Source organism: Pseudomonas sp. P4_D7, assembly GCF_056401755.1.
This window is the reverse complement of the sequence record NZ_JBFUIR010000147.1, coordinates 1-1,865: the sequence shown is the minus strand read 5'-3', so window position 1 is coordinate 1,865 and position 1,865 is coordinate 1. Positions and strand designations below refer to the sequence as shown.

1 protein-coding gene is annotated in these 1,865 nt (G+C 61.5%); it reads right to left on the bottom strand.

Annotated elements, in window-relative coordinates:
- The coding region (locus tag AC1DVF_RS29120) for an immunoglobulin-like domain-containing protein (RefSeq protein ID WP_477783618.1) at window positions 1-1,865 on the bottom strand (1,865 nt) is incomplete at both ends.

The window sequence follows — 1,865 nt, the reverse complement described above, 5'->3', positions numbered from 1 at the left end:
CTTTATAGACGTCATCGGCGGGCGCAGCGACGGTGACGGTGCCAGTGGTTTTACCCGCCTCAATGATGATCACGGCGCCGTTGGACAGGGTAACGGTGACTGGCGTGCCGGCCGGATTGGTCAGTGTTGCGGTGTAAACGATCGAACCGCCTTCAGCCACGGTGTCGGTCGCAGTCAGCGACAGGTTGGTGGTGTCGACAGTGTCAGTAACAGTGGTCGAAACCGGAGTCTTGTCGGCAACCAGATTCTCGTAGTTACCGCCGCTTACGTCAGTGATCGCATTGGTCAGCGGGGTGTGGCCGTTCAACGCATCGTTCGGCGCAGTGGTGGTCACGGTGCCGGTGGTTTTGCCGATTTCGATGGTGATGTTCTGGCCGTTGGCCAGGGTCACGACGACCGGCGAACCGGTGACTGGAGCGCCTACGGTGGCGGTGTAAGTAACGGTGCCACCTTCAGCCGCTGACTCGGTGGCGGTCAGTTTGACGGTGGTAGTGTCGATGGTATCAGTCACTTCGGTAACGGCTGGCGTGGTGCTCGGGACCAGGTTCTCGAAATTACCGCCAGACACATCCTTGATGGTGACTTCGACTTTGCCGGCGTCTTTGTAGACGTCATCGGCTGGCGCAGCGACAGTCACGGTGCCGGTGGTTTTACCGGCCTCGATGGTGATGGTCGAGCCGTTCGACAGGTTCACAGTCACCGGCGAGCCAGCCGGGTTGGTCAGCGTCGCGGTGTAGATGATCGAGCCGCCCTCGGCGACCGAGTTGGTGGCGCTGAGCGACAGGTCAGTGGTGTCGATGGTGTCAGTGACCGTGGTCGAAACCGGGGTCTTGTCGGCCACCAGGTTTTCGTAGTTACCGCCGCTTACACCCGTGATCGAATTACCCAGCGACGCCTGACCGGTCAGTGCATCGTTCGGCGCGGTGAAGGTCACGGTGCCGGTGGTCTTGCCGACTTCGATGGTGATGTTCTGGCCGTTGGCCAGGGTCACCACTACCGGCGAACCGGTGACCGGCGCGCCAACAGTGGCGGTGTAGGTGACGGTGCCACCTTCGGCCACAGTGGTGTCGGCCGTCAGTTTCACGGTCGAGGTGTCGATGGTGTCAGTGACGTCGGTCACGGCTGGCGTGGTGCTCGGGACCAGATTCTCGAAGTTGCCGCCAGTGGCGTCCTTGATGGTCACTTCGACTTTGCCGGCGTCCTTGTAGACGTCATCGGCAGGCGCTGCAACGGTCACGGTGCCGGTGGTTTTGCCCGCTTCGATGGTGATCACCGAACCGTTGCTCAGGGTCACGGTCACTGGCGTGCCGGCCGGATTGGTCAGGGTCGCGGTGTAAACAATTGAACCGCCTTCAGCCACGGTGCCGGTCGCGCTCAGCGTCAGGTCGGTGGTGTCAGTGGTGTCGGTGACGGTGGTGCTGACCGGAGTTTTGTCGGCCACGAGGTTTTCGTAATTGCCGCCGGAAACGTCGGTGATCGCGTTGGTCAGTGGAGCGTGGCCAGTCAACGCATCGTTTGGCGCGGTGGTGGTCACGGTGCCGCTGGTTTTACCCACTTCGATGGTGATGTTCTGGCCGTTGGCCAGGGTCACCACAACTGGCGAGCCAGTGACTGGCGCACCGACCGTGGCGGTGTAGGTGACAGTGCCACCTTCAGCCGCGGACTCGGTAGCGGTCAGTTTGACCGTCGAAGTGTCGATGGTGTCAGAGACGTCGGTAACGGCTGGGTTGGTGCTCGGAACGAGGTTCTCGAAGTTGCCGCCAGTGGCGTCCTTGATCGTGACTTCAACTTTGCCGGCGTCTTTATAGACGTCATCGGCGGGCGCAGCGACGGTGACGGTGCCAGTGGTTTTACCCGCCTCAATG